Annotated in this window: 20 protein-coding genes; 9 read left to right on the forward strand and 11 right to left on the reverse strand. The window is 71.5% G+C overall.

Features of this window, described 5'->3' with window-relative positions:
• Window positions 1-23: 23 nt before the first annotated feature.
• The gene (locus ACTMTJ_RS36950; RefSeq protein ID WP_441223356.1) at window positions 24-1,880 is read right to left on the reverse strand and encodes a M14 family zinc carboxypeptidase; all 1,857 of its coding nucleotides are present in this window, start codon (window positions 1,878-1,880) and stop codon (window positions 24-26) included.
• A 157-nt stretch (window positions 1,881-2,037) separates the two neighbouring features.
• Here ACTMTJ_RS36950 and ACTMTJ_RS36955 point away from each other — a divergent pair, with 157 nt between their 5' ends.
• Entirely contained in the window at window positions 2,038-3,375 is a 1,338-nt protein-coding gene (locus ACTMTJ_RS36955; RefSeq protein WP_441223357.1) for a C39 family peptidase, read from the forward strand.
• A 59-nt stretch (window positions 3,376-3,434) separates the two neighbouring features.
• Window positions 3,435-3,857, forward strand: a complete 423-nt coding sequence (locus tag ACTMTJ_RS36960) for a PPOX class F420-dependent oxidoreductase (protein ID WP_441223358.1) — start codon at window positions 3,435-3,437, stop codon at window positions 3,855-3,857.
• Here ACTMTJ_RS36960 and ACTMTJ_RS36965 read toward each other — a convergent pair.
• Genes ACTMTJ_RS36965 through ACTMTJ_RS36975 form a run of 3 tightly spaced genes read right to left on the reverse strand, consistent with a single transcriptional unit; the run spans window position 3,854 to window position 5,097 of the window.
• A complete protein-coding gene (locus tag ACTMTJ_RS36965; protein ID WP_441223359.1) occupies window positions 3,854-4,120 on the reverse strand; it encodes a DUF4229 domain-containing protein in 267 nt (88 codons plus the stop codon). The genes ACTMTJ_RS36960 and ACTMTJ_RS36965 overlap by 4 nt on opposite strands.
• A 10-nt stretch (window positions 4,121-4,130) precedes the next feature.
• A complete protein-coding gene (locus ACTMTJ_RS36970) occupies window positions 4,131-4,553 on the reverse strand; it encodes a hypothetical protein (RefSeq protein ID WP_441223360.1) in 423 nt (140 codons plus the stop codon).
• A gap of 40 nt (window positions 4,554-4,593) precedes the next feature.
• Window positions 4,594-5,097, reverse strand: a complete 504-nt coding sequence (locus ACTMTJ_RS36975) for a hypothetical protein (protein WP_441223361.1) — start codon at window positions 5,095-5,097, stop codon at window positions 4,594-4,596.
• A 125-nt stretch (window positions 5,098-5,222) separates the two neighbouring features.
• Between ACTMTJ_RS36975 and ACTMTJ_RS36980 the strand changes: the two genes are divergently transcribed.
• Window positions 5,223-6,752, forward strand: coding sequence for an NlpC/P60 family protein (locus tag ACTMTJ_RS36980; protein WP_441223362.1), 1,530 nt, complete (start codon window positions 5,223-5,225; stop codon window positions 6,750-6,752).
• Window positions 6,753-6,881: 129 nt separating this feature from the next.
• On the opposite strand, the gene ACTMTJ_RS36985 is transcribed toward ACTMTJ_RS36980, so the two are convergent.
• Complete coding sequence (locus tag ACTMTJ_RS36985; RefSeq protein ID WP_441223363.1) at window positions 6,882-8,081, reverse strand: hypothetical protein; 1,200 nt, start codon at window positions 8,079-8,081, stop codon at window positions 6,882-6,884.
• A gap of 124 nt (window positions 8,082-8,205) precedes the next feature.
• Between ACTMTJ_RS36985 and ACTMTJ_RS36990 the strand changes: the two genes are divergently transcribed.
• The 3 genes from ACTMTJ_RS36990 to ACTMTJ_RS37000 all read left to right on the forward strand — a co-directional run bounded on the left by ACTMTJ_RS36990 (window position 8,206) and on the right by ACTMTJ_RS37000 (window position 11,721).
• Window positions 8,206-9,402, forward strand: a complete 1,197-nt coding sequence (locus tag ACTMTJ_RS36990; RefSeq protein WP_441223364.1) for a hypothetical protein — start codon at window positions 8,206-8,208, stop codon at window positions 9,400-9,402.
• Between the two features lie 277 nt (window positions 9,403-9,679).
• Window positions 9,680-10,969 carry a DEAD/DEAH box helicase gene (locus ACTMTJ_RS36995; protein WP_441223461.1) on the forward strand — a complete coding sequence of 430 codons (1,290 nt, stop codon included), beginning with the start codon at window positions 9,680-9,682 and terminating at the stop codon, window positions 10,967-10,969.
• Between the two features lie 128 nt (window positions 10,970-11,097).
• Window positions 11,098-11,721 carry a putative glycolipid-binding domain-containing protein gene (locus ACTMTJ_RS37000; RefSeq protein ID WP_441223365.1) on the forward strand — a complete coding sequence of 208 codons (624 nt, stop codon included), beginning with the start codon at window positions 11,098-11,100 and terminating at the stop codon, window positions 11,719-11,721.
• On the opposite strand, the gene ACTMTJ_RS37005 is transcribed toward ACTMTJ_RS37000, so the two are convergent.
• Both ACTMTJ_RS37005 and ACTMTJ_RS37010 read right to left on the reverse strand, forming a co-directional pair.
• Window positions 11,687-12,799, reverse strand: coding sequence for a PLP-dependent cysteine synthase family protein (locus tag ACTMTJ_RS37005; RefSeq protein ID WP_441223366.1), 1,113 nt, complete (start codon window positions 12,797-12,799; stop codon window positions 11,687-11,689). The two genes, ACTMTJ_RS37000 and ACTMTJ_RS37005, sit on opposite strands and share 35 nt — an antisense overlap.
• Window positions 12,777-13,253 carry an Lrp/AsnC family transcriptional regulator gene (locus ACTMTJ_RS37010; RefSeq protein WP_441223367.1) on the reverse strand — a complete coding sequence of 159 codons (477 nt, stop codon included), beginning with the start codon at window positions 13,251-13,253 and terminating at the stop codon, window positions 12,777-12,779. The genes ACTMTJ_RS37005 and ACTMTJ_RS37010 overlap by 23 nt, the downstream gene beginning before the upstream one ends.
• Before the next feature lie 184 nt (window positions 13,254-13,437).
• Here ACTMTJ_RS37010 and ACTMTJ_RS37015 point away from each other — a divergent pair, with 184 nt between their 5' ends.
• A complete protein-coding gene (locus tag ACTMTJ_RS37015) occupies window positions 13,438-13,752 on the forward strand; it encodes a BldC family transcriptional regulator (protein ID WP_441223368.1) in 315 nt (104 codons plus the stop codon).
• A gap of 48 nt (window positions 13,753-13,800) precedes the next feature.
• Here ACTMTJ_RS37015 and ACTMTJ_RS37020 read toward each other — a convergent pair whose 3' ends face one another.
• On the reverse strand, window positions 13,801-14,505 hold the full coding sequence (locus tag ACTMTJ_RS37020) for an SRPBCC family protein (RefSeq protein WP_441223369.1): 705 nt from the start codon (window positions 14,503-14,505) through the stop codon (window positions 13,801-13,803).
• Window positions 14,506-14,586: 81 nt separating this feature from the next.
• Between ACTMTJ_RS37020 and ACTMTJ_RS37025 the strand changes: the two genes are divergently transcribed.
• On the forward strand, window positions 14,587-15,318 hold the full coding sequence (locus tag ACTMTJ_RS37025) for a TetR/AcrR family transcriptional regulator (RefSeq protein WP_441223370.1): 732 nt from the start codon (window positions 14,587-14,589) through the stop codon (window positions 15,316-15,318).
• Here ACTMTJ_RS37025 and ACTMTJ_RS37030 read toward each other — a convergent pair.
• Window positions 15,315-15,935, reverse strand: coding sequence for a UbiX family flavin prenyltransferase (locus tag ACTMTJ_RS37030; protein WP_441223371.1), 621 nt, complete (start codon window positions 15,933-15,935; stop codon window positions 15,315-15,317). The genes ACTMTJ_RS37025 and ACTMTJ_RS37030 overlap by 4 nt on opposite strands.
• A 61-nt stretch (window positions 15,936-15,996) precedes the next feature.
• Between ACTMTJ_RS37030 and ACTMTJ_RS37035 the strand changes: the two genes are divergently transcribed.
• The gene (locus tag ACTMTJ_RS37035) at window positions 15,997-16,926 is read left to right on the forward strand and encodes a terpene synthase family protein (protein WP_441223372.1); all 930 of its coding nucleotides are present in this window, start codon (window positions 15,997-15,999) and stop codon (window positions 16,924-16,926) included.
• A 254-nt stretch (window positions 16,927-17,180) separates the two neighbouring features.
• Here the strand turns inward: ACTMTJ_RS37035 and mqnP are convergent, their stop codons facing one another.
• Both mqnP and ACTMTJ_RS37045 read right to left on the reverse strand, forming a co-directional pair.
• Window positions 17,181-18,035, reverse strand: a complete 855-nt coding sequence (mqnP, locus tag ACTMTJ_RS37040; RefSeq protein WP_441223373.1) for a menaquinone biosynthesis prenyltransferase MqnP — start codon at window positions 18,033-18,035, stop codon at window positions 17,181-17,183.
• Entirely contained in the window at window positions 18,032-19,495 is a 1,464-nt protein-coding gene (locus ACTMTJ_RS37045) for a menaquinone biosynthesis decarboxylase (protein ID WP_441223374.1), read from the reverse strand. Before ACTMTJ_RS37045 ends, mqnP begins: the two co-directional genes overlap by 4 nt.
• Window positions 19,496-19,578: the final 83 nt, after the last annotated feature.

Raw genomic sequence — 19,578 nt, forward strand, 5'->3', positions numbered from 1 at the left:
CCTACTCCTGTGGGGAACTGCCGCTAAGCCGAGGTGATGGTGACGTTGTCGAACCCGGCCTCGACCAGGCTGGCGCCCGACGCGTCGGTGGCCTCGATCAGGATGCGGATCGACTGGCCGGCGTACGGGGTCAGGTTGGCCGTCGCCGTGGCCCAGGAGCCGTTACGGTTGCTCGCCGCGCCCGCCTGGGTGAAGACCGGCGTCGTGCCGCCGGAGTGCACCACGCTGACCCGGAAGAAGTCGGCGGACGAGGAGTTCGAGCCGTGCGCCAGGTACCAGGCGAACGACAGGGACAGCGTGCCGCTCGACGGGAGCGTCACAGCCGGCGAGCGGGCGCTCGTCAGGCCGCCGTCGATGTCGAAGTCGCCGGCGGCGGCGCCGGCCTGGAGACCGGTCGCCAGGTCGTTGCCGCCGGCGAACGGGGTGAGCTGCTTGGCGCCGCTGGAGTTGGTCGCCTGGGCGGCGCCCCGCGCCCACTGCCCGGTCGTGGCGGTGTCGGTGCTGGACGGGTTGACGGTCCAGCCGGTGTCGGTCTCGAGCGTGTCCGACCACACCGTCGTGCCGCCGCCGGTGCCGCAGTACTGGGCCTGCTTGCCGGTCGCGCGGTACGGGCAGTCGGCGTACTCGCTCAGGATCAGCACCGCCTCACGGTTGCGTGAGGTCTGCGCCGGGATGACCTCGTCGGGCGGGTAGAAGCCGCCGCCGGTGGCCGAGCCCGGGTACATCTCGAACGTGTACGCCCAGATGCCGTGCTGCCCCCACATCCAGTCGATGCTGTCGCCGTCGGTGATGTACAGGTCGGAGGACTGCTCCGGCGTGTACCCGTTGGTGGCCGCCATCTGCTGCCCGATCGTGCGGAAGACCGCTTCCTGGTCGGCGTTGAGGCCGGGAGCGGTGTTCGCGGTGGTGTAGCCGAACGGCCAGAGGACGAGCTGGGAGTACGTGTGGAAGTCGATGTTCATCTTGATCTGCTGCGTGCCGCCGACCACCCGGCTGTTGACGAAGTCGCGCAGCCGCTGGGTTTCCGGAGCCGAGAAGGCGGACGGGCCGCGGTAGGTCTCGGAGCCGGTCGAGCCGGACGAGCCGCCGCAGCAGCCCCAGTTGTACGACCAGTTGCGGTTGAGGTCGGTGCCCACATTGGAGGAGCCCGAGTTGGGCTGCCGGTTCTTGCGCCAGGACCGGTACGAGCCGGTGGCGACGTCGTACTCGCTGCCGTCCGGGTTGACCGTCGGGATGATCCAGATCTCGCGGCTGTTGACGATGTTGGTGACCCGCGAGTCCGAGCCGTAGCTGTCCGTGAAGAGGTTGAGCAGGTAGATCGCCATCTCCACGGTCAGGTGCTCGCGCGCGTGCTGCTGCGAGTTGAAGAGGATCTCCGGCTCCGCCTCGTCAGTGGCGACGTTGTCGGAGATCTTGACGGCCATGATGTCGCGGCCCTCGTACGAGTTGCCCAGCGAGATCCGGCGGGCGATCGAGGGGTGGTCGGCCACCACCTGGTTGACCACGGTGTTGAGCTCGGCGTAGTTGTGGTACGCGGAGTCGGCCGGCGGGAAGTCGAACGTGGTCACGCCGTCCGGCGCCGCGACCGGCACCGGCACGACCTGGAAGCCGAGCTTGCGGATCGCCAGCACCTCGGACTGGATCGCCGAGACGTAGATCTTCCCGTGCTCGATGTAGTCGACGGCCGCGCCGGTACGGGCGATGGCGTCACGGTCCGCGAACGTGCGCGGGCCGATCACCGTGTACTGCACGGCGACCTCGGCCGTCTTCGGGCCGGGATCTGGCTGGGCGCGGCCGGGGCTGCTGGTGATCAGCAACAGCCCGGCCGCGAGAGCCGCGCCGAGGATGATCGCCCGGCGTGGCTTCAGACGGGTGGACATCAACGACCTCCTGGGGGTGGGGAGATCCCATGTGTACTGAAGAAACTGCACCACATCCCGAGCCATCGCCGTAATGCCAATGTGGTCGTCCCGCCGACAAAGACTTTCTTGAGTGCCACCTCTGGCGAAACTTCCCTTCAAACGGGATAGTGTCCGCATGGTCAGAACCACCGCCGTAGCCGTCACGGCCCTCGCGCTGTTTGGCCCCGCGGCACCGGCCGTCGCCGCCTCCGCGGCACCGGCCACAACCGGAGGAGCCATCAGCCAAGACGAACAAATCACCTTCCAGCGCTGGTCCACGTATCAGGACTGGCGCGGCGGCACGCACCAGGGCACCGTGGCCCTCCCGGGCGTGCGTACGGGCATCACCATCGGCCGGCCCGCCGGCACCGTCGACTACACCGACCCGCACACGGGAGCGACGAAGACCTGGGCGTACGCGACCTGGACCTCACCGGTCCGCAAGGTCGGCTTCGACGCCAGCGAGCTGGTCGCCTCGTGGAACGCCGAGACGCCTGCCGGCACGTGGATCCAGGTCGAGATGCAGGGCACCTACAACACCGGTGACCGCACACCGTGGTACGTCATGGGCCGCTGGGCCTCCGGCGACCAGGACATCCGCCGCACGAGCGTCAACCGCCAGGGCGACCCGTGGTCGACGATCTTCACCGACACGTTCTCCATCGACGACGTGGCCAACGGCGTGATGCTGCGCGGGTACCAGCTGCGCCTCACCCTCTACCGCGCGCCGGACCAGTGGCGCTCGCCGCGCGTGTGGATGGTCGGCGCGATGAGCTCGTTGGTGCCCGACCGCTTCACCGTGCCGCTCAGCAAGGGCCGCATCGCGTGGGGCCGGGAGCTGGTCGTGCCGCGCTACTCGCAGAACGTCCACGAGGGCCACTACCCCGAGTACGACGGCGGCGGCGAGGCCTGGTGCTCCCCCACGTCGACGGAGATGGTCGTGGAGTACTGGGGACGGCGACCCTCTGAAGAGGACACGTCCTGGGTGGACCCCACCTACCCCGACCCGACGGTCAACCACGCGGCCCGCATGGTCTACGACTACACGTACGACGGCGCGGGCAACTGGCCCTTCAACACCGCGTACGCGGCCTCGTTCCCCGGGCTGGACGCGTTCGTGACGCGGCTGCACTCGCTCGACGACGTGGAGCGCCTCATCCGCGCCGGCATCCCGGTCATCACGAGCCAGTCCTTCCTCGCCAGCGAACTCGACGGGGCCAACTACGGCACCTCGGGCCACCTCTTCGTTGTGGTGGGATTCACAGCCGAGGGCGACGTGGTGATCAACGACCCGGCCAGCTCCTCCAACGAGGCGGTGCGCAACGTCTACCCGCGCGAGCAGTTCGAGACCGTGTGGCTGCGCACCAAGCGCATCAACGTGAGCGGCGGCGTGTCCAGCGGGTCCGGCGGCATCGCGTACCTGATCAAACCCTGGTGGAAGCCCTGGCCGCAGGCGGCGGGCCTGCCGCGCTGAGGGCTCCGCGGGCCCGCCGCCATTTGGCGGCGGGCCCGCGACAGGGTATTCGGTTGACCATGACCGACGTGTTTCCGCCCGAGACCCATGCGGACCTCCTCGACCGTCCCCTCTTCGCCCACCTGGCCACCGTCCGACCCGACGGCTCACCGCAGAGCAGCGTCATGTGGTTCGACTGGGACGGCAAGCGGATCCGCATGACGCACACCAAGACCCGCCAGAAGTTTCAGAACCTCGCCCGAGAGCCGCGGATCGCGCTCTCCATCGCCGACCCGGAGGACGGGTACCGCTTCCTCGAGGTGCGCGGCGTGGTCGAGACCATCGAGGACGACGACGCCGAGGCATCGTTCTACAAGTCGCTCCAGCAGCGGTACGGCATGGACTACCCGATCAAGGACGCGCCGGTGCGGGTGGTCATGACGATCCGCCCGACATCGTTCGTCGCGGTGACCAACGGCGGCGTGGTCGCGCGGGTCCCCTAGCCGTCGCTCTTCTTCGGCTCGTCGTCTCCGGCCAGGGCGGCGCGCAGGCGATCCTTCTCCGCCTTGCGCCGCTCTGCCGACGAGGACATCTGGTTGGCCACCTGGTCGCGCAGCCCGCGCAGCAGGATGAACGAGAAACCGGCCGACGCGACGAGCGCGATCAGCAGCTTGACGAAGATGTCGAGGCTGACCGGCACCAGCGCGGCGAAGACGACCGCGAACAGACCGACCCGAGCCAGGGTGTACTTGACTACCGGGCTCATGCCGTATTCCTTACCCTGTCCGGTGGGCCAGCCACCGGATGCCGTAGAACCAGATCAGCGAGTAGGCCAGAGCAAAGGCCACCGCGGCCGCGGCGCCGGACCAGAGCGGACCCGCCTCGTTGAGCAGGCCGGCGATCAGCAGCCCGAAGGTGATCGAGACGGCCGCGCCGACCAGCGCGACGACCACCCGGGCGGCGCCGAACGACCAGGCCCGAAACTCCTCGACGAACGCCCACGCCGGCAGGATCACGGCCAGCCAGCCCGAAGCCCGGCCGAAGTCGCCGAAGCCGAGCAGCGAGAAGCCGCCGTCGAAGACGAGCAGCGCGAGCACGCCGATGACCAGGCCGGCCAGGACCAGGCCCAGCAGATCGGTCACGGCGAGGATCCGCCCGTCGGCGTCGCGCCGGGGAAAGCCACTCTGCGCCTCAGTCATGACCCATTGAGGGTACTGCCGCCGGGGTGAGCCCCTGTGCTCAGGCCCAGACCTGCTGCGGCGTGGCGCGGCGCTCGGCCAGTGAGACCGGCGGGTCGAACTCGCGGACCACGTTGCCGTCCGCGTCCCGCTCCACCGGCCGGAAGCCGGCGTCCCAGATCAAGTGAAGGATCTCGTCGCGGTCGGCGTCCGCCGGGGCGACAAGGTCGTCGACGCCGAAGTTGAGGGCGAGCTGGGCCAGCGCGGTGGAGTGGTCCGCGGTCGAGCAGGTCACGTGGCGCGGGCCGATGATCGCGAGACGGGCGACCGCGAACCGCCGGAGCACCTCGGCCGGCGCCGGCGCCTCCGCCGTCTTGTCGGAAACCCGACCGCCGCCGATCATGAAGGTCACCCGGTCGCCGTGATGGGCCGCGCGACGGTCGTCGGCGAGCCGCCCGAGCCAGGCGAGGTCGTCGCAGGCGGCCAATTCCTCGCTGTCCCGCCCGGTAAGCCGGTCACCTGCGTAAACACGCTCTTCGATCTCTTGCCTGCGCGCCGCGTCCATGCCGACGAGCCTAGTCACCCCTTACGTCATCCAGCTCTCAGGTACCCGTTACCTGCTCTCCAATCGACATAGCTGCCTCCGTGCGGTAGGACAGAATAGGACGCGAGTGGCGGGGAGAGACGCGTATGGCGAAGCGCAAGGGCAGGCATCAGGCGCGACCGGACGGGTTCATCAGTCCCGTCCTACGGCCGCTGGCCTGGTCCGCCATGCTCGGCGCCGCCGCGGCGGCCGCGTTCGCCGCGCCGAGCTACGCGGAGCCGACGCCCAACACGATCCCCGACGCCGGCTCCCGGCCCGCGACCTCGGGCACGTTCCAGCTGCCCGGCGCGACCACGCCGCCCACCGGCAGCACCTACACGCCGCCCACCTCGGTCACCGGCCCGCTGGCCACGCAGATCTACAACGCCGAGGTCGAGATCGGCCTGCTCAGCGAAGACCTGCTGAAAAAGCGCGAGGAGCAGGCGCAGGCCCGCACCGACCTCGCGATCGCTCACCGCCAGCTCGACGAGGCACGCGCCGCCGTCGCCAAGGCCGAGTCCGCGGCCGAGAGCGCGGCCGCCCAGGCGATCAAGGAGGCGGCCGAGCTGCCGCCGGGTGCGTTCGGCTCCGACCTGCACGGGCTGAGCGAGCTGTCCCGCATCCAGCGCGGCGAGTCCTCCACGGCCAAGAGCGACGCGGCCGAGCACGAGGTGGCCCGGGCCAAGGACGCCGAGCGGGTCGCCCAGGAGGCGTACAACACGGCGCTTGCCAAGGAAAAGACGCTCGTCGGGCAGTTCAACACCCTCGAGGCGACACTCAAGACCAAGGAAGCCGCTCTCACCGAGGTCAAGGACCGCAACGCGGCCCAGCTCGCGGTGATCGAGCAGGAGCGCGAGGTCAACGAGTCCAAGCTCAGCAAAGACTTCCTCAACGACGAAAACATCGCCGGGATGGCCGCCCACCCGCTGGCCATCAAGGCGGTCAACTTCGCGCTCGGCGAGCTCGGCAAGCCGTACGTGTGGGGAGCCGAAGGTCCAAACGCGTACGACTGCTCCGGCCTGATGTGGGCCGCCTACCGCAGCGCCGGCTACCAGCTGCCTCGGGTTTCCCGCGACCAGTTCGCAAACACCCGCTCCAAGAGCGTCTCCACCAGCGCGCTGCTCCCCGGCGACCTGCTGTTCTTCAGCTCCAACGGCCTGGCCAGCGGCATCCACCACGTCGGCATGTACCTCGGCGACGCCAAGATGGTCCACGCGCCCAACAGCCGCGAAAAGGTGAAGGTCTCCACGGTCTGGTATTCGCGGCTCTTCGCGGCCACGCGGATCTACGGCGCGGTGTCGGCGCCCACCACGCCGCCGACGACGACCCCGCCCACCAAGCCGCCCACGACCAAGCCGCCGAAGACCACCCCGCCGCCCACCAGCAAGCCGCCGACGACGCCACCGACCACCCCGCCCACGACGCCGCCGACCACCCCGCCGACGACGCCACCCACCACGCCGCCGACGACCCCGCCAACTCCGACGCCGTCCCCGACGCCCGACCCGCCGGATACGGAGGAGCCGAGCAACCCGCCGGCTACCGCCACCAGCAGCGCGGCTCCGGCCACCTCGGAGGCAGAGCCCAGTTCGTCCGCTTCCTCCGATTCGCCCGAGGCGACGACCTCTGGCGGCTGACGGCGCCGTCCGCATGGTGGGCGGCATGGTTTGACGGTTGGGGCAGGTAGGCGCCCACAACCCGACTCCGGGTGTCCGGGCGCCGGTCGATGTGGCACGGTAAACCTGAAGGGCGCTCCGGTCCGGCCGTCACCGGTCCGGCGCGGCGGGGGAGCGGGAGGCGATGATGGACGAGCGACGAGATCCGCCGGCCGCCGGAAAGTCCGGCGAGCCGACCGGGCCGGCGGCTGAGCTGCCGCCACTGCCGCCTCCCCCACCGGTGGGCACGATGCTGCCCGAGCCGCCGCCGGAGTACCTGCCGGAGGCGTACGAGATGCCGCCGCCCCCGCCCGAGGGTGCGCTGTGGCCCGGCTTCGCCTCCCCCGCCGAGCCGGACGCCGCTGCCACGCCCAGCCCGCCACCACCGCCGGCCGCCTCCACGCCTGTCAGCGCGCCACCGACCCCCGCGTCCGTGAGCGCGCCGCCGGCGTCTCCCACCTTCGGGTCCGTCAGCGCGCCACCGGCGGCCGCCGCTTCCGCGTCCGTGAGCGCGCCGCCGGTGTCGCCGGCCGGGGCGCCGGGTTCCGGCGCGGCGGTTTGGCCCGCGCCCACGCCACCGCCGTCACCGGCGGCCGCAGTCGCGCCGATCGTGCCGGCCTGGAGCAATCCGACGCCCAACGACCCGCCTGAGCCGGTGCGCTCACGGCCCGGCATCGTCGGTCGGGCGTCGGTCTCGGGTGCGGCCCCACCCGCGCCGTCCGACCTGGCCGCGCTGCCGGCACCGCCCGCGACGGGGCGTACGTACCGGGCCGGCGAGTCGAGCGCTCCGCCCGCGCCCAGCGTCCCGCCGGTGGTGCCGCCGCCCAGCCCGGTCGCCTGGGCCGCCTCCGCTTCGGCGCCGCCCGCACCGGTGTCGGGTGCATCGGCCTCCGCGCCTCCGGCACCCGTCTCCGGCGCGCCGACCTCGTCGCCGCCGGCATCTGTCTCGAGACCGCAGGCGTCCGTTTCGACACCGCAGGCGTCCGTCTCCTCGCCGCCCGCGTCGTCGCACGCGTCTGCGTCGCCACACGCGTCGGCGTCGTCGCCTGCGTCGTCGGCGGCTGGGCTGCCGGTGCCGGTGAAGTCGCCGGTCCCCGGCCCGCCCTTGGAGCGGCGCCAGCCGAAGGTGCCGCAGGCCGAAGCCTCGCCGTGGTCCGCTTTCGAGGTGCCGTGGCGTGACTCCGCCTCCGGATCTAGCGACGCCAAGCCCGAGGAGCGCGCGTCGCAGCCGCCCGAGCCGCCGGCGGTGCGCGAAGTCCCGGCGTACTCGGTGCCGTCCGCCACGCCCACCCCGCCCGGTGGTGCGCTCACGCCGCCTGCTCCGCCCGGTGGCGCGCTCTCGCCACCCGCTCCGCCTGGTAGCGGGCTCACGCCGGCCGCTCCGCCCGGTGGCGCTGCCGCGTCGGAGAGCGGGCCGGCCGAGCCCGAATACCTCGTGCCGCAGCAGCGGCCGGCTCCTCGCGGCGACTCGCTCGCCCCCGCGCTGGGCGCCCGCGCCAGGGTGAGCGTGCCCGGTGCGGGTCCGGTCTCGGCCGAGGAGGCGGCGGTCGCCGCGCAGCCCGCGGCGGGTCGCGCCCGGGTCTACCGTGCCGGCACTCCGGACCCGGAGCCACCCGAGCCGCCCGGCCCGCCCGCTCCGGAGCCACCCGGTCCAGGGCCGGCGCCCAACCCGTTCCCGCCACCGGAGCCGGTGCCGCCGGTGCCGATCCCGCCGGCGCCGGGGCCCGATCCTGGGCCGTCGCCGGGGCCGGGGCCGCAGCCGCCGGAGCCACCGCCGCCGTTCCCGCCGCCACCGGCGATGTCGGTGCCGCAGGTGGTGCCCCCGTCGTCGGCCGCACCCGTCCGTGGTGCGGCCAGCCCGCTGACACCCCGCGGAGCGGCCTCGCCCGCCGTGGCGCCGTCGCCGCACCTCGCGTCGCCATCCGGGCCGCAAGCGGCCGCGCCACCGTCACACCTCGTGCCGCCACCCGGGCCGCAAGCGGCCGCGGCGCCGCCATACCTCGCGCCGCCGTCATCTGGGCCGCCCATAGCCACGCCGCCGTCACACCTCGCGCCGCCGTCCGGGCCGCCCGCGCCCGCGGGGGCGCCGGTCGTGCCGGCGGCCGCGCTGCCGAGTTGGCCGCCGGCCGGTAACCCCACGGCGCCCGGCCGGTGGAGCGCTGTCGACCAGCCGCCGCCGGTGAGCGAGCCGGCAGCAGCACCACCACCGCCCGCTCCGAGCCTTTTCTCGGCGGCGCCGGCACCGGCGGAGCCAGCACCCGCCCCGAGCAGCCCGCCGCCTACCTCGGCACCGCCGGTCTCCACCTCCCCCGAGTACGGGGAATGGGCACGTGACCAGGGCGTCCGCGGCGATCAGCGTCCACAAGGGACGGTCTACGGTGGCGGCGGTTCCGCGCCCGCCCAGATGACCATGGCGGTGGCCGGCGGCAGCCCGCTGGAAAACTCCGGCTCGCTGACCGGCCACATCCTCTCCCAGGGGCGGTCCGATGGGCCGGCGCCTCGGGCCAATACCGCCAAGGTCTTCCTGATCATGGCGCTTGTGTTGGGAATCCTCGTGGCCGTCGGTGCGTTGGTCGTACTGGCAACCGGAGACACGTTCTCCAACCTGTTCGACAGCTTCCTCAACAGCTGACCCCAGGGTGAGCCTCCCCACGACCGGGTATATGCGTGTGGCCGCGCGAGCGGCTGCCCGTACACTTGTCGAGATCTACTGACCCGGCGCGCTTGAAGATCGCGCGTCCTTGGGCGTTCTTTGGGGCGATACACCGGCGGCTGCCCATGGCCGCGGCGGGGCCACGCGAAGAGGCGCCCTCCGCTGAGAGGTTTACTTGACCGCGTTCGCTGATCCCAGCACGTTCCCATCCGCCTTCGACTCCTCCACCACTGAGGCTTCTTTCGCCGACCTCGGCCTGCCCACGCCGCTCGTGCGCGAGCTCGACCGGGAGGGCATCCTCACCCCGTTCGAGATCCAGAGCGCGACCGTCCCCGACGCGCTGGCCGGCCGTGACGTGCTCGGCCGCGGCCAGACCGGCTCGGGCAAGACGCTGGCATTCGGCCTGCCGCTGCTCACCCGGGTCTCGGCCGGCGAGCGGGCCCGGCCGCGCCACCCGCGCGCGCTCATCCTGGTGCCGACGCGTGAGCTGGCCATGCAGGTCGCCGACGCGCTGCGGCCGCTCGGCCGCGCGGTGGGTGTGTTTATGAGCACGGCCGTCGGCGGTGTGCCCTACGACCGGCAGATCGACTCGCTGCGCCGCGGGGTCGAGGTCCTCGTGGCCACGCCCGGCCGGCTCAAAGACCTGATCGAGCGCGGCGCCTGCTCGCTCGACGACATCGCCATCACCGTGCTCGACGAGGCCGACCAGATGGCCGACATGGGCTTCCTGCCCGACGTCACCGAGCTGCTCGGCAAGACGCCGGCGGGCGGCCAGCGGCTGCTCTTCTCGGCCACGCTCGACGGCGACGTCGACACGCTGGTGCGGCGCTTCATGACCGACCCGGTGACGCACTCGACCGCCCCGCCGGTGGCGACCGTCACCACGATGGACCACCACCTGCTGCTGATCCCGCCGCACGACAAGTTCGGCGTGACGGCCGCGATCGCCGCCCGCAAGGGCCGCACGATCATGTTCGCGCGCACCCAGATGGGCGTCGACCGGCTGGTCGGGCAGCTCGCCGCGGTGGGCGTGCGGGCCGGTGCGCTGCACGGCGGCAAGACCCAGCGGGCACGCACGCGGACGCTCGCGGAGTTTCGCGAGGGCCGCACCAACGTGCTCGTCGCCACCGACGTCGCCGCGCGCGGCATCCACGTCGACGGCATCTCGCTGGTGGTGCACATCGACCCACCCAAGGACGAGAAGGACTACCTGCACCGGGCCGGGCGCACGGCGCGGGCCGGCGAGTCCGGCGCGGTGGTGACGCTCGTGCTGCCCAAGCAGCGCAAGCCCACCCTCGCGATGCTCAAGCGCGCCGGTGTCGAGCCGGGCGAGACCCGGGTGCGCGCCGGTGAGGCCGCCCTGGCCGAGCTGACCGGCGCCCGCGAGCCCAGCGGCGTCCCGGTGGTGGAGGAGCCCACGTCCCCGCCCGCGCGCCGGAGCGACCGCCCACGCGGCTACCGCCACGACGGCCGTCCCCGTGGAGACCGTCCGCACGGCGGCCGCCGCCCCGGCGGCAACGATCGCCGTCCGGCCCGCACGCACTGAGGAACGCCCCAAGAGGGCAGCCCTGTTGGGCGTGAATTCCTGAAAGGGCTCCCCTATACCCGTCCAGACGGGTACAGGGGAGCCCTCTTGGCTCCTCGGAGGGGTGGCGCGGCGGTAGCGTCTCCACCATGGCGCCGCTACCCAAGGCACTGCTGTGGCAACGTACCGACACGACCGGCACCGATCTGGCGCTCGTCGACGACCGGCGCGGGCTCTACGCGCGGGGCATCGCGACCGCCGTCGACCCGATCCCGTACGTCTGCCGCTACGAGCTCGTCACCGACGAGACCTGGGCCACCGCCCACCTCGACGTGAGCGTCGAGGGGGCGGGCTGGCTGCGCACGCTGCGGCTGGAGCGGGCGGTGGGCCGGTGGCGGGCGACCACCGCCGAGCAGGGTGACCTCGACCGGGCATTGGCCAGCGCCGGACACGCGCCGGTGGGCCTGCCCGGCACCGAGGACCCGGGCCGGCTGCACGACGCGACAGACGTCGACCTCGGCGGCTCGCCGCTGCCCAACACCCTGCCGATCCGGCGGCTTTCCCTGCTCACCGAGCCGCCCGGCACCACTCACCGCCTCAACATGGCGTGGGTGCTGGTGCCGAGCCTGGAGGTGCTGCCGAGCGAGCAGACCTACCGGGTGGTCGACGAGAGCACGGTCCGCTTCGACATCGACGGGTTCGGCGCCGAGCTGGCCGTCGACAAGGAGGGGTACGTGGTCAAGTACCCGGGGCTGGCCGAGCGGAAGGCATGACCCCGGTCGCCAGGAAGCGGTCGAGGATCCCCAGGTAGGGGGCCATGTCGAGGCCCTGTGCGGCGACCCATTCGTCCGAGTAGTAGGTATTGACGTAGCGCTCGCCGCCGTCGCAGAGCAGTGTCACCACCGACCCCGCCGCGCCGGCCGCGCGCATTTCGGCGATCAGGCCGAAGGCGCCCCACAGGTTGGTACCCGTGGATCCGCCGACGCGGCGGCCGAGCAGCGCGGAGGCCGCGCGCATCGCGGCGAGTGAGGCGGCGTCCGGCACCCGCACCATGCGGTCGACGAGCGTCGGCTGAAACGACGGCTCCACCCGCGGCCGCCCGATGCCCTCGATGCGCGAGCCGAGGCCGGTCTCGTGGGTCCAGTCGGCCGCCTGCCAGGCCGGGTAGAACGCCGAGTTTTCCGGGTCGACCACACACAGCTTGGTGGGGTGGCGGCAGTAGCGGGCGTACCGGCCGATGGTGGCGCTGGTGCCCCCGGTGCCAGCGCCGACGACGACCCAGGCCGGCACGGGGTGCCGTTCCAGCGCCATTTGCGCGTAGATCGACTCGGCGATGTTGTTGTTGCCCCGCCAGTCGGTGGCCCGCTCGGCGTACGTGAACTGGTCCATGAAGTGCCCGCCGGTGTCTTCGGCCAGCCAGCGGGCCTCGACCACGACGGACGCCGGGTCCTCGACAAGGTGGCACTTGCCGCCCTGAAACTCGATCAGCGCCACTTTCTCCGGCTGCGTGGAGGCCGGCATCACGGCGATGAAGGGCAGGCCGAGCATGCGGGCGAAGTACGCCTCGGAGACGGCCGTGGAGCCGGACGACGCCTCCACGATCGTGGTACGAGGGCCGATCCAGCCGTTGCAGAGGCCGTAGAGGAAGAGCGAGCGGGCGAGCCGGTGCTTGAGCGAGCCGGTGGGGTGGACGGACTCGTCCTTGAGGTACAGGTCGATGCCCCAGTCGGGGGGCAGCGGAAACGGCAGCAGGTGGGTGTCGGCGGAGCGGTTGGCGTCGGCCTCGACCTTGCCGATCGCGTCGGTCACCCAGGCGCGGTCGGAGTCATTACACCGATCGAGGAGTTCCATCCTCGGACCGTAACAGGGGCTGCGGCCGGTCTTCCCACTTGGTGGAGAGGGCGATCGCGGTCCGCGTAGAGGCCACGCCCGCGGTGCGGTTGAGCCGCACGATCAGGGTCTCCAGCTCGTGGATCGTGGCCACCCGCACCTTGATGAGGAACGACTCCACGCCGGCCATGAAGTAACAGGACTCGATCTCGGGCAGGGCGCGCAGGGCGTCGAGCACGTCGTCGGGGTCGGCGGCGGAGTCCTGCACGATGCCGATCAGGGCGGTGACACCCAGCCCGATCGCCTCCGGCTCAGCATCCGCGCGGTATCCGCGGATCACCCCGCCGCTCTCCAGCTTGCCCACGCGATCGTGCACCGCGGGCGCGGAGAGGCCGACCTGCCGGGCCAGCTCGGCGTAGGAGAGCCGGGCATTCGCCCGCAATAGCTCCACAAGCCTCAGATCTATGTCGTCCACCGGTGGTAGACATTAACAGTCGGGGAGATGAGCAAGGCTCGCAAATCCTACTGGCTAACTTCCCAGACAGTGCGTTTTCCCTGTTTCCCGGACACGGCACGCTCGCGGTGCTGTAATGACCGTACGTCCCTATCGAGGCTGTCGGGTCCAACCTATGGCCATCGTGCGACGCGAGGGAGGGGCCGTGGACACTGGAGATCGTCTGCTGACGCCGGGCGAGGTGGCTGCGCTGTTCCGCGTCGATCCAAAGACCGTGACCAGATGGGCGGCCGCGGGCCGGATCGGCAGCATTCGCACGCCCGGGGGCCACCGCCGCTTCCGCGAGTCGGAAGTGCGCGCGCTCCTTGAGGGTGAGGGCGAGCTGGACGAGCTGCGCGATGAGCAGCAGCCTCCGTCCACCGCCAACAGGCCGCGCAACGAGGGTCCAGGCGCACATCCTGGTCCGTCTCGGAGCGCCGGCCACCACACGCCCAGCCCGGGCAACGTCAACATGCGCTGACGCGCTCCGGGCTCCCGTGACGATGCGCCATGGGCTGACATGAGGCCCTTAGTGCCTGTTGTTGGAGTTTGCCGATTCGGCGACCGCCTTGACGCCGGCCAGCCAGGAATCCACGCCGGCCTGTAGGGCGGCGCTCGGCAGAAACCGCGCCAGGATCGGGGCGGCCAGCGACTCGCGGCAGCTCAGCACGGTGCCGGTGCCCTTGGCCGCCAGCTCGTAGACGTGCGCCACCCGTGTGCCAGCGGCGACGCTCGTATACGTGAGCCGCTGGCCCGGCTCCACCAGGGCGAAGCGCGACGTGAGCCGGTTGGCACCGGCCTGCCAGGTGAACCGGACCCCGGGCGCGGCCGGCCCTTCGGCACGCACGTCCGAGATGTCGGCCCGGATCGTGGGCCAGCTCTCGACCTCGGCGAGCACCGCCCAGACGCACTCGGGCGTGGCCTCGATCACAATCTCGCCAGCGGCCTGCGTGGGCGCGAGCTCGTCGACCCGGCCGCGGCCCACATAATCCGAGTGAAGCGTCTCCGCGCTGGGCCCGGCGTAGGTGAGCTGCGCGACCGGGTCGTCCACGGACCCTTGCCCCAGCAGGTCCAAGTCGAGGAGCAGGGCTCCCGCGGTGAAGCCGGCGCCCCGGGCCGAGGCGAGCAGCTCCTCGGGCGCGTCGACCTCGGTGACCTCCAACCCGCCCGTCGCCTTCGAGATCGTGACGACCCTCCCGTCGCCGGCACCCGGCGCGATGATCGCGTACTGCATGTTTCCTCCCCGATCTTTGGCGTTACCGTACGTCGTACGATACACCGTACGATAGACGGTACGTTAAGCACAATGGAGGCCATGCCCATCCCAGTCGACCCGGCTCGGTCGCTCGCGTTGCTGTGGCGCACCCAGGAGCGCACCTCGCGCCGCGGCAGCGAGCTGTCGGTGGACCGCATCGTGACCGCGGCGATCCAGCTCGCCGACGCCGAAGGGCTGGCCGCCGTGACCATGCGCTCCGTCGCCGGCGTCCTCGGCGTCGGGACGATGAGCATCTACACCCACGTGCCCGGCAAGCCCGAGCTCGAGGCGCTGATGCTCAACCAGGTTCTCGGCGAGGGACTCGACGGCGCCGTCGCCCAGCTGCCCTGGCGCGCCGCACTCGAAGAAGTGGCGCTGCGCGACTGGGACCGATATCACCGGCATCCCTGGCTGCTGGAGCTGGCGACCCGGCGGCCACCGGTCGGTCCCAACGTCATCGCGAAGTACGAGGGCGACCTGCGGGCGATGGCCGGCACCGGCCTCGGACCCGCGGAGATGAAGGCGGTCCTGATGACGCTCATCTCGTACGTCCAGGGCGCCGCCCGCGCCTCCGTCGAGGCGGCACAGTCCGGAGTCAGCGAGCAGCAGTGGTGGGCGGCACACCAGCCGTACCTGTCGACGGCCTTGGACCCGAAGCGGTTTCCGACCGTGGACGCGGTCGGCCTCCTGGAGCCCGGGTCCGGGGACAGCGCCGCCGATCACCGGTTCGCGTTCGAGTTCGGCCTCGCGCGCATCCTCGACGGGATCGACGCCTTCGTCCGCGGCTCCTAGGACCCGAGCTCACCCCGCCAGCGGCGGAAGAGCGAGTGCGGCACACCCAGTGCGTCCAGCGCCTTCCCCGCGACGAAGTCGACGAGCTGCTGCGCGGAGGCGGACGCCCCGGCGCCGTAGAAGCCCGGACTGGCCGGCAACACCACGGCACCGGCGTCGTGCAGCGCGATGAGATGGCTCAGGTGGCTGCGGGTCACCGGCGTCTCCCGTGGCACCACGACGACCCTGCGCCGTTCCTTGAGGTTGACCTCGGCGGCCCGCTGAAGCAGGTCCTTCGAAAGGCCGATCGCGATGCCGGCGCACGCGGCGGTGCTCGCCGGAACGACCACCATCCCCCGCGCCGGGTAGGAGCCGCTGCTCGGCCCGGCAGCCAGGTCGCCGGCCGGCCAGTGCGCCACGTCGGCACCACCCAGGTCGCGCCCCAGCCACTTGGCCAGGTCGTCCTTCCAATGGGCGTCACGGAACGGCGCGCCGGTCTCGTCGAGGATCGTCAGCCGGGCCGCCCGGGACACCACAAGGTCGACGGACTCACCTGCATCGAACAGTCCACGGAGGACCGCCGCAGCGTACGGCGTCCCGGATGCACCTGAAACACCGACGATCCACGGATTCCGCATTGTTCCAGCGTAGGGCTACCGTCGGCCAAAGCTGATGTTGGCGGGACAGCAGGAGGCTGCGATGTTGCCGACGATCTCCCTCGATCTCCAATGCCCGATTCATCCGGTTATCTCACCCTACGCGGAAGACGCCCACAACTGGCTCGACGGTTGGACCCGCGGCCACGGGTTGCCCGACGTATACGCCGACCGACTCGCCGAGGGTCGCATCGCGCGGTACGCGGCGCGCCTCTACCCCGACGCGAGCCCCGGCGACCTGCGCGTGCTCTCCGCGCTGTTCACCTGGTTCTTCCTCATCGACGACGAGTGCGACCGGGCCAGCGTCCCGGAGCCGGAGCGGGTACGCGCGCTCGTCGGCGGTGCGCTGTCCCTGCTGCGTGGCGAGCCCGCCACCGGCGGTCGCGCGCTGCCCGGCCCGCTCGGCACCATGCTCGCCGACGCCTGGCGCGAGCCGAACCGCCGCATGCCGGCACGGTGGCGGGCCCGGTTCGTCGCCGCGGTCGAACATCACCTCAGCGGCGTGATCGTGGAAGCCCGCAACAAGGCCGGCGGCCACCGCCCGCGCGTCGAGGAGTACGTCGAGCTGCGCCGGGCCACCTCCGCGGCGTACGTGGCGCACACGCTCATCGACTTCGCCGGCGGCGGCCAGCCGGTGAGCGAGTCGTTCTACCGTCACCCGGCCGTGCGAGCCTTCAGCCGAACGGGTAACGACCTGCTCTCGTGGTTCAACGACCTGCTCTCACTGGAGCGGGACGCGGCCACGTCGGGCGGGCACAACCTCGTGCTGGCCGTGGCCGCCGAGCGTCACGTCCCGATCGAGGAGGCGGCCGCAGCGGCCCGGGAACGCTGGCACCGCGCCATGCGCGAATTCCCATCCCTGCGAGCCGCGGCGCCCCCTCACGGCCCAGCCGGCCGCCGCTACCTGGACGGCGTAGAACACGCCGTCCGCGGCACCATCGACTGGTCCCACGAAAGCGCCCGCTACAACTGACGCCGAGGCACACCCGAACAAGGCTGTTGATCAGGGACTTGGTGGCGCACCACGCCGGCCGCCACGCCCACCAAATCCCTGATCAACAGCGCGAGCCGCGCGGGCGTCGACCCCAGCAAGGTGCCTTGGGCTTGAACCGCGGACGTGGCAGCGGAGGTCGGGGATCTCGGCGAGCGCCAGCGAGCCGCCGACCTCCGCGTTCTCCGGCGGGAGCAGCGGTCCGCCGCTGACGCGAACCCGGGAAAGTAAAGGCCTTAGGAGTAGTAGTCAAGGACGGCGAATGCGAAGAGGGCGATGCCGACGAAGCCGTTGGCGGTGAAGAAGGCGCGGTTGACCCGGGACAGGTCCGTGGGCGTGACCACGACGTGCTGATAGCCGAACGCGACCGCGGTCAGCGCGAGCCCGACCCACCACAGCCAGCCGAAGTCGACAAGCTCGCCGTAGTAGACGAACAGGGCGAACGTCACCAGGTGGACTACCGACGACAGGCCGAGCGCGAACGGTACGCCGTAGCGCGCCGGGACGCTGCGCACGCCGATTTCGCGGTCGACGGTGGTGTCCTGGCAGGCGTAGATCAGGTCGAATCCGCCGATCCACAGGCCCACCGCGATGCCGAGCACCCAGGCGGGCCACGAGCCCTCGAACGTGCCGGTCACGGCCAACCAGGCGCCGACCGGGCCGACCGCCTGCGCGACCGCCAGGATCGCGTGGGGCCAGTCGGTGAAGCGCTTGCCGTACGGGTAGACGACGAGCGGCACCACCGCGAGCGGTGACAGCACCAGGCAGAGCGGGTTGAGCAGGGCGGCGGCGCCGAGGAAGACGACGAGCGCGACCGCCGCGCCGGTCCAGGCCGTGCGCACCCGCACCGCCCCGGTCACCAGCTCGCGCTTGGCGGTGCGCGGGTTTTGCGCGTCGATGTGACGGTCGATGATGCGGTTGGCGGCCATCGCGAACGTGCGCGCGCCCACCATCGCGACCGTGATCAGCAGCAGGTCGCCCCAGCGCACGCCGCCGCCCAGGTGGCGCATGGCGGCGAGTGCGGAGAGGTAGGCGAACGGGAGCGCGAAGACCGAGTGTTCGATGGCGACGAGACGCAGGAAAGCTTTCATGAGATCCCGTACTCTTTCCAGCGCTTGTCGACCAACGCCTTGACCTCGGGCGACATGACCGCCTCGTCCGGCCAGCCGCGCGTGTACCCCTCGGTGGCCAGCTTGCGGGTCGCGTCGACGCCCGCCTTGCCGCCCCAGAACTGCTGGTACGACGAGTGGTCGAGGTGGTCGACCGGGCCCTGGGTGAGCAGCAGGTCGTGGTCGTAGTCGACGTTGCTGAACGCGCGGAACGCGACCTCGTTGTAGTCGTGCACGTCGCAGTCGTCGTCGACCACCACGATCAGCTTGGCCAGCGAGAGCAGGTGGGCGCCCCAGATCGAGGACATGACCTTCTGCGCGTGCTTCGGGTACCGCTTGCGGATCGAGACGATCACGCAGTTGTGGAAGACGCCGGCCTCCGGCATCGAGTAGTCCACGATGTCCGGGATGAGCAGCTTGAGCAGCGGTAGGAAGATCCGCTCGGTGGCGTGGCCGATCGGGCCGTCCTCCTGCGGCGGCTTGGAGGTCACGATCGAGTGGTACACCGGATCGCGCTGGGTGGTCATGCATTCGACGTGGAACACCGGAAACGGCTCGACCGGCGTGTAGAAGCCGGTGTGGTCGCCGAACGGGCCCTCCGGGAGGCGCTCGCCCGGCTCGACGTACCCCTCCAGCACGACCTGGGCGTGCGCCGGCACCTGAAGCGGCACGGTCAGGCAGTCGACCATCTCCACCCGCTCGCCGCGCAGGAAGCCGGCGAACAGGTACTCGTCGATGTCGCTCGGCAGCGGCGCGGAGGCGCTGTACGACACCACGGGGTCACACCCGAAGGCGATCGCGACCGGCAGCCGCTCGCCCCGCCGCTCGGCCACGGCGTGGTGCGCGGTCGAGTCCTTGTGGATCTGCCAGTGCATGCCCAGCGTGGTGGGCGAGTGCTGCTGGAGCCGGTACAGCCCGAGGTTGCGCTTGCCGGTCTCCGGGTGCTTTGTATGGGTCAGCCCGTAGTTGTGGAAAATCCCACCGTCATCGGGCCACGTCTGCAAGCCGGGCAGGCGGCCCAGGTCGACGTCGGCGCCCCGGTAGATCACCTGCTGGCAGGGCGCGGTCTTGACCTTCTTCGGCGGCACGGACTTGAGCTGCATCACCTTGCCGAGGCCCTCGCGGATGCCCGACCAGCCGACCGGCAGCTCCGGCTTGATCAGCTCGCCGATCCGGGCACCGATCTCCTCGACGCTCTCCACGCCGAGCGCCATCGCCATGCGGCGCTGGGTGCCGAAGAGGTTGATCGCCAGGGGCATCTCGCCGCGGGTGGGGCGCTCGAAGAGCAGCGCCGGCCCCCTAGCCGCCACCGTGCGGGTGACCACCTCGCTGATCTCCAGCGTCGGGTCGACCGGCACCGTGACCCGGCGCAGCTCGCCGGCCTGCTCCAGGGCCCCGAGGAAGTCCTTCAGCCCCGCGTACGGGAATCCGCGTACCGCCATGGGTGCAAGTCTCGCCTACCGGCTCGTAACCCCCATGACGCGGGTGGCCGCCGAGTCAGGTGCGACACCTGGCTCGACGGCCA

This window comes from Phytohabitans sp. LJ34, assembly GCF_052068095.1.
GTDB lineage: Bacteria > Actinomycetota > Actinomycetes > Mycobacteriales > Micromonosporaceae > Phytohabitans.

What these genes read in the sequence shown, in the direction of transcription:
- ACTMTJ_RS36950 (WP_441223356.1), bottom strand. Translation starts at nt 1,880, where the DNA reads ATGTCCACCCGTCTGAAGCCACGCCGGGCGATCATCCTCGGCGCGGCT.
- ACTMTJ_RS36955 (WP_441223357.1), top strand. Translation starts at nt 2,038, where the DNA reads ATGGTCAGAACCACCGCCGTAGCCGTCACGGCCCTCGCGCTGTTTGGC.
- ACTMTJ_RS36960 (WP_441223358.1), top strand. Translation starts at nt 3,435, where the DNA reads ATGACCGACGTGTTTCCGCCCGAGACCCATGCGGACCTCCTCGACCGT.
- ACTMTJ_RS36965 (WP_441223359.1), bottom strand. Translation starts at nt 4,120, where the DNA reads ATGAGCCCGGTAGTCAAGTACACCCTGGCTCGGGTCGGTCTGTTCGCG.
- ACTMTJ_RS36970 (WP_441223360.1), bottom strand. Translation starts at nt 4,553, where the DNA reads ATGACTGAGGCGCAGAGTGGCTTTCCCCGGCGCGACGCCGACGGGCGG.
- ACTMTJ_RS36975 (WP_441223361.1), bottom strand. Translation starts at nt 5,097, where the DNA reads ATGGACGCGGCGCGCAGGCAAGAGATCGAAGAGCGTGTTTACGCAGGT.
- ACTMTJ_RS36980 (WP_441223362.1), top strand. Translation starts at nt 5,223, where the DNA reads ATGGCGAAGCGCAAGGGCAGGCATCAGGCGCGACCGGACGGGTTCATC.
- ACTMTJ_RS37000 (WP_441223365.1), top strand. Translation starts at nt 11,098, where the DNA reads ATGGCGCCGCTACCCAAGGCACTGCTGTGGCAACGTACCGACACGACC.
- ACTMTJ_RS37005 (WP_441223366.1), bottom strand. Translation starts at nt 12,799, where the DNA reads ATGGAACTCCTCGATCGGTGTAATGACTCCGACCGCGCCTGGGTGACC.
- ACTMTJ_RS37020 (WP_441223369.1), bottom strand. Translation starts at nt 14,505, where the DNA reads ATGCAGTACGCGATCATCGCGCCGGGTGCCGGCGACGGGAGGGTCGTC.
- ACTMTJ_RS37025 (WP_441223370.1), top strand. Translation starts at nt 14,587, where the DNA reads ATGCCCATCCCAGTCGACCCGGCTCGGTCGCTCGCGTTGCTGTGGCGC.
- ACTMTJ_RS37030 (WP_441223371.1), bottom strand. Translation starts at nt 15,935, where the DNA reads ATGCGGAATCCGTGGATCGTCGGTGTTTCAGGTGCATCCGGGACGCCG.
- ACTMTJ_RS37035 (WP_441223372.1), top strand. Translation starts at nt 15,997, where the DNA reads ATGTTGCCGACGATCTCCCTCGATCTCCAATGCCCGATTCATCCGGTT.
- mqnP (WP_441223373.1), bottom strand. Translation starts at nt 18,035, where the DNA reads ATGAAAGCTTTCCTGCGTCTCGTCGCCATCGAACACTCGGTCTTCGCG.
- ACTMTJ_RS37045 (WP_441223374.1), bottom strand. Translation starts at nt 19,495, where the DNA reads ATGGCGGTACGCGGATTCCCGTACGCGGGGCTGAAGGACTTCCTCGGG.